5 protein-coding genes are annotated in these 6476 nt (G+C 57.6%); all 5 read right to left on the bottom strand.

Annotated features, from left to right (window positions below; all coding sequences use genetic code 11):
• Nucleotides 1–22 precede the first annotated feature (22 nt).
• The 5 genes from LDN12_RS13500 to LDN12_RS13480 all read right to left on the bottom strand — a co-directional run bounded on the left by LDN12_RS13500 (nt 23) and on the right by LDN12_RS13480 (nt 6363).
• Nucleotides 23–1216 (bottom strand): MFS transporter, encoded by a 1194-nt coding sequence (locus tag LDN12_RS13500; protein ID WP_223920693.1) that lies wholly within the window; start codon nt 1214–1216, stop codon nt 23–25.
• A gap of 247 nt (nt 1217–1463) precedes the next feature.
• Complete coding sequence (locus tag LDN12_RS13495) at nt 1464–1832, bottom strand: hypothetical protein (RefSeq protein WP_223920691.1); 369 nt, start codon at nt 1830–1832, stop codon at nt 1464–1466.
• Nucleotides 1833–1909: 77 nt separating this feature from the next.
• Entirely contained in the window at nt 1910–3112 is a 1203-nt protein-coding gene (locus LDN12_RS13490; RefSeq protein ID WP_223923180.1) for a bifunctional 3,4-dihydroxy-2-butanone-4-phosphate synthase/GTP cyclohydrolase II, read from the bottom strand.
• Nucleotides 3113–3278: 166 nt separating this feature from the next.
• Entirely contained in the window at nt 3279–4967 is a 1689-nt protein-coding gene (locus LDN12_RS13485) for a VCBS repeat-containing protein (protein WP_223923179.1), read from the bottom strand.
• Nucleotides 4968–5193: 226 nt separating this feature from the next.
• On the bottom strand, nt 5194–6363 hold the full coding sequence (locus LDN12_RS13480) for a hypothetical protein (RefSeq protein ID WP_223923178.1): 1170 nt from the start codon (nt 6361–6363) through the stop codon (nt 5194–5196).
• Nucleotides 6364–6476: the final 113 nt, after the last annotated feature.

The following is a 6476-nucleotide window of genomic DNA, read 5'->3' as shown; positions in this document are numbered from 1 at the left end:
TTTACCGTGAACATCTGGTTTGTCATCCGGCAATAGAGTTCATTGTCCTGCCGGACCAGGTTTTGGCATTGACCATAAAGAGCGCCACGGCGCCCAACCCCATGATCCCCGCGGTATAGAAGACCGCCGTCAGCCCCAGGGTATTTTGCAGTCCGGCCCCCAGGAGCGGGCCCGAGACAAACCCCAGGTTGAGCACCGCGTTGAAGGTTCCCACCGTCAACCCCATGCCGTGACGGCTTCCCTCCTCCACCAACAGCGCCGTACTGGCGGGCTGCGACAGGACGCTGAACAGGCCGATCCCCACCCCCAGGATGAGTATCTGGGAGAAACCGACGGCCACCGGGATCAGGAAGTAGAGCAAAGAGACGATGGTGCCGCCGGCAACCACCAGGGATTTGCGCGGCGCCCGGTCGGAGAGCATGCCCACCGGACGTAGGAAGAGGGTCATCACCAGGGTGGAAGAAGCCATGACCAGGCCGGTCTGGGTGCCGCTCAGCCCCAGTTTGGTGGTGAGCATGATCGGCAGAAAGGCGCTTAAGAGGGAGATGCCGCAGGCCCGGCCAAAGATGAAGGCCAGAAGGCCTCGCAGGGTGCTGTGGCGGGTCACGCTCAGAATGTTTCTGAAATGTTCCGTGCCACCGTGTCCCGTTCGCCGGGAGGTGGTCCTTTGGGAAGGGATACAGATCAGGGCCAGGGCCAGGGCCAGGATGCACAGGAGTGTGAGGGTGGCGAAGATGCCTTGGAAGCCCCACTGGTCCTTGAGGATGCCGCCGACTATGGGCCCCATGCTCAGGGCACCGTAGAAGGAGATGTCGAAGGTCCCCATGACGGTGGCCCGCTTCTTGTCGGAGGTGCAGTCGCTCACCAGGGAAACCACCACCGGCCGGAACATGGCGCAGCCGATCCCCTGGAGCAGGCGCAGGATGGTGATCAGGGGCAGACTGGTGGTGAAGCAGTAGCAGACCGACACGAACAGGTAGAGGCCGAGACTGATGGCGGCGACCCTCCGGCGGCCGATCCGGTCGGCCCAGGCGCCCATGAAGGGGCTGAGGATGATCTTGGAGAGGGAGTAGAAGACCAGGGGCAGGCCCAGAAGCAGCCCCCTGGCCCCCAGGCTGAAGACATACATGGAGAAGAAGGCATCAGCGATGCCGAAGCCCAGGGTAATGGCGAAGTTGATGAGGAACAGACCCCGGAAGAGGTTGCGGGTTCCCATAGTATTCGTTCCTTTTACTCGATTCGGCTCTTTATGGCCCTTTGACGATATATCGGGCACGATTCGAAATCATCGCCACAAAAAGTAATTATGTTGGGAATATTTTTACTCGATAACTTTGAACAGTGGCATTCGGGAAAGGGCTTCATCACGAACCGGCACATATCCGACCGGATCAAATCGCTGCTCTCATTATTGGTTATACAACTGGTATCAGTTTTCATCGCTGTGAACCCGCCATTCGCAGTTAGCAAGCCAGGAACTTTTCGAAGGCCTGGTCATACATCTGGAAATGCACTAACCACAGCACGCGTACATAGCCCAAATCTTCAGGCAACACCACCTCGCCCTTGCTGATACGATGACGTAACTCGGCCGTTCTCGTGCAGATGAACTGGTGGTGGAGGTGGTGTTGCACCGCGTGGGGAAAGCCCACCATCCTCATGTAACCATTTTCGTTATCTATGTGCTCCATCATGGTCCCGAGCAACCGGTCAAAGTCTGCCCCAATATCTCTGTCCGGCTGACGCAGGATTTTTTCGAATAGGGCATTCAGCCGGCTAACGATGTTCCGGTAGCGGCTGTCGCTGGCGGGTATGTCTTCGCTGCTCAGCATGCGTAAATCATTGTTCATGGTCTTAAACTGTCTATTGAATTGACGGTGGTTTTGAGTTTCCATACCACTTTCTCGCTTTACAGGTTTGCCAGGAGATGGCCGAGCTTCTCCTGCTTGGTCTTCAGGTAGCGGATGTTGGACCCGGTGGCCGTAATCTCCAGAGGGACACGTTCGACGATCTCCAGGCCGTGGCCCTGAAGGCCGACCATTTTTTTGGGGTTGTTGGTCATAAGCCTGATCTTGCGGGCGCCGAGTTCCCGTAATATCTGGGCGCCGATGCCGTAGTCCCGCAGATCGGCCTTGAAACCGAGTGCTTCGTTGGCCTCAACCGTGTCCTTGCCGCATTCCTGGAGGGCATAGGCCTTGAGTTTGTTGACCAGGCCGATGCCGCGGCCTTCCTGGCGCAGGTAGAGGATGATGCCGCTCCCCTGGGCGCCGATCATCTCCATGGCCCGGTCCAGTTGGCTGCCGCAGTCGCAGCGAAGGCTGCCGAAGACGTCACCGGTCAGGCATTCGGAATGGACCCGCACCAGGACCGGCTGGTCCTCCCGGATCTCGCCCTTGACCAGGGCCAGGTGCTCCTGGCCGTCCACGTCGTTCCCGAAGGCGATGATGCGGAATTCGCCGAAGCGGGTCGGCAGAGTGGCCTGGGCAATCCCGCGCACCAGGGTTTCGTGCCTGAGGCGGTAGGCCACCAGGTCGGCCACGGTGCAGATCTTGATGCCGTGCTCCAGGGCGAATTTCTTGAGCTGGGGCATGCGGGCCATGGTGCCGTCTTCGTTCATGATCTCGCAGATCACGCCGGCCGGTTTCAACCCCGCCAGACGGGCCAGGTCCACCGAGCCTTCGGTCTGGCCGGTGCGTACCAGGACACCGCCGTCACGGGCACGCAGGGGAAAGATGTGACCGGGACGGCACAGGTCGGCGGCGGTGCTGTTTTCGGCCACGGCGACCTGGATGGTGCGGGCGCGGTCGCCGGCCGAGATGCCGGTGGTGACGCCGTGCCGCGCCTCGATGGAGACGGTGAAGGCGGTTTCAAAAGGGGAGGTGTTGTTTACAACCATGGGGGGCAGGCCGAGCCGGTCGCACTGCTCACCGGTCAGGGTGAGGCAGATGAGGCCCCGGCCGAAACGGGCCATGAAGTTGATCGCTTCCGGGGTGACCATCTCGGCGGCCATGGTCAGGTCCCCTTCGTTCTCCCGGTCTTCGTCGTCCACCAGGATGACCATCTTCCCTGTGCGGATATCGTCTATCGCTGCTTCAATGCTGCATGGTGCCATGGGATGCTCCTCAGTAAAACACTGCCAAACAGGGGTTCGGGAAAAGCCCGTGGAGGAAGGAGGGGTAACTCCACGGGCTCCCGCTACGCAGGCCGGGCGTTGGCGGCCCCGGACTGCGATCACTCAAAATATCCGAAACCGGTGATCCAAAACGTTTAACTACCTGTCATGGCAGCTTATAGACGTGGAGTACCGCCTTGCGAACCGAAAAGGGGTTGTAATCAGGAAAGGCGACCACGGTTAGGAGCCTTATACTCCCCTCGTTGCTCGCATCCGCCAGGCGGAAGTCGGCCAGATAGCTCTTTTCCTGTGTCGAATGCCACGCTTCCCTCAGTGTTGAACCGTCCCACTTCATGGCCTTCAGCTCCGATTTCGAGTACATCCGCACGCGAGAAAGCAGGCTGAAACCGCTGTTGACCGGAACCAGAATCTCCCCGTTTTCACTTACCTCGACGCGGGCCGGGATGTATGAAATCCGGCTTTCTCCCCCGCTCTGCACATCCTCGTTCATCTCCAGGTATGATTCGCTTCCGCCCATTTTGTCGACGCTGCTTCCAAGAACTCGTCCCTCCGGCGTGACGATATTCAGGTAGCCGTCATCGCCAAGACAGGCAAACAGTTTCCGTTCCTTGGCGGGAAGCGGGGCGAAAGAGTAGAGATTCGTTTTGGGGGGCACTTTCACCGCAGGCCCTTCAACAAGTCCGCTGCCGGCCAGTCTGACACGGAATATGGGGCCGGAGAATTCGCGTCCCTGGAGCCCCATCTTCTGGGCAAGCAGGGCAGAGCCCTCGCCCGGCATCGTTAAACGGCGCAGGTGCCAGGGTATATCCTTGCTGGTGATGCGGTACTGGCCACCCTGTGATTCTATAATGATACCCGACAGGTTGCCGGAATTGGTAACGGCTGAAACAAAGAGCTGTGCCCGACCGTTCCCTTTCAGGTCGAAACCGTCCAGATGGTAGGCCCTGAGAGCAGCGTCAAGGGGAACCGTGGCCAGTTGTTGATAGTTTTGGCCGGTCAGGCGATAGATCTCTATCCGGTCACCAAAGGCCACCGCAATCTCCTGCTTGCCGTCACCATCGAAATCTCCCGTTTCCACACCGATCGGCGTACCATTCATGGTGGGACCGGTCCAGTAGTTTTCCGAACCTGTGGAGGATGCACGACTGATCACGACGGAAGCATTTTCTCCGGATACCGGCGCCATGGCCGGGGTCGGAACAGTTTGGGCGTGGTGCAACTCGGTGGCCGGATAGCTGTGGATTATTTCAAAACCAGGTGTGCGCACATCCAGCCCCTGGTCAGTAAGGATAAAGTAAAGGGCGGTGGAGCTCCCCTGAGGGAGGACCGGGGTTGCAGGCCTGTTCTTCTGGGACGCTACATAACCCTGCCACGGGAGGTGAGGCAGGGCCGTCTGTAACTCCCTGAAGAGCTGTTCCCCGCGACCGGTATAGTCCCAGAAATTCACATCCACATTCTGAAACCGGCGGATGACATCCCCGCTCCGGACCGCGGATGCGGACCCGAGGGGGAGGCAGTAGGAATAGCCCGCCTTGATGCGGGTGACTTGCAGGATTCCTTTCACGGTATCCTGAGTTCCAAGCACCTTCTTTGTCACCGGGTGAATGATCTTTTCTCCGGGGGTCACGACGCTGAAGATGTCGCCGACGGCAATCTGCTGCCGCGCATCCAGATCGATAATGAACTCCTTCCCGGCGGGTTGGATGACGTATCCCGAAACCGGCGCGAAATCCCGAACCAGCGCCTCATTGACGGCCGCCGAAGCGTTCAGGATGGGAATCAGCAGGAAAAAGGCGACTACAAAAGAGGTTGCCCGTAGTGTGACCGTCAACATACTCGTTCTCCTTTCGGACAGGGGGAAAAGGATGTCTTCATAGCCCCCCTATCACATCCAGCCAGCTGTCGCATCCTGATTTCGAACTTCTTCATCTCCGTCTTCCTTTGCAAAAAAGGCAGCTGATCCGTGGCATGACAGCTCGTGGAAAAAATGGGGGGATTGCTTCTCCCCCCGATTACAAGAAGGAGGCCCATGTTCTGAGCCTTTTGAAGCTCCGCGTGGTTTAGAAACGCATTTCCCATTTTGCACCGGCGACGAATGTTCTTGGCTCTTTCGCGCCGGAGGTCTTGGTCATGTCGTTAATAAAATCTATTTCAGGCACGATCTTGAAGTTTTTGCTGACCTGATACTGGGCGTTGATGAAGGTGGCAAGGCGCTCGTCGGCATGGGTTACCCTGTTGTCGTCAACGACGTAGGAGGCCCCAGCATAGAGGTTAAGCTTTTTGTTCACGGTGTAGCCGACCTGTCCCCACCCGCCGTAGGTGTAGGCATCGACACCATTGAACGTATCGTAGTATCCACCGGTGCTCGTGGAGGAAGGTACGGCAACGTAGGCCGTGTTGGCGGAACTCATCAGGTCACCGGTATTGCGCCCGGTGAACACATTGTATGATAACTCAACAGGAGCAAGGTCGACCTTGCCGTGGAAAAAGACCAGATAGGAGTGGATGTCGGTTTTTACCGGGGTCGCATTTGCTGTTGAGACTGTTTCAATATTATACATGTTGTAGGCAACGCCGCCGCCGTAGGTCCAATTGTCCAGTTTGCCCTCATAACCGGTTACGATTTTGGGCATAATGGTGTTGTAATTGGTATACGTCGACGCGTAAAGATTTCCGGTCTGGGAATATGCGGCTGTTGCATCTGAGCTTGTGACGTTACTGCTGTTGTTTGACGAAGCACCGACCCTGGGCTGCATAAGCGTGAAATAGAACCCGTTGTTCATGGTCAGCTTGATGTTGGCATAACGGCCGTCCCACAGGGAGCCGTAGGCATTCATGCCGCCATCGCTGTCCCATACCTGCTGGGTGCGGTAAACATAGGGGCTGGGGGTTTTACCGATACGCAGCTTGCCGTTGCCGAAATCCCATTCTGCGAACAGCAAACGTAGTTCAAGCCCTTTTGAATAGGCCTTGGGGTTGTAGGCCCCCAGCTCTGCGACCGCGGAAAAATCACCTTCCTTTGCGCGCACACCCACCAGACTGTCACCCATCAAGTCGAGGCTGAAGTCACTGTCGCTTCTTTTGTCGCCAGCCGTGTTGTAGTACTGATTCTGGGTCCAGAACGTCCCCACCTTGACGGAACCGTAAGCGTTGAAGTCGATGGCCATGGCCGGGAGCGCAAACGCTATCGCCGCTCCAAAAGCAACTGCCCCAATAAAACCTCTCTTCATTATCATCTCCTTATGTTGAATTTTCCGATTGGCCGGTGCCAATTGGCCATACACGAGCAAAAGTGACATACGGATATCCAGACCGCCTGCCTGCTCCCCTTCCCCTCTGATGC

This window comes from Geobacter sp. AOG2, assembly GCF_019972295.1.
GTDB lineage: Bacteria > Desulfobacterota > Desulfuromonadia > Geobacterales > Pseudopelobacteraceae > Oryzomonas.
This window is presented reverse-complemented; position numbering and strand designations above follow the sequence as displayed.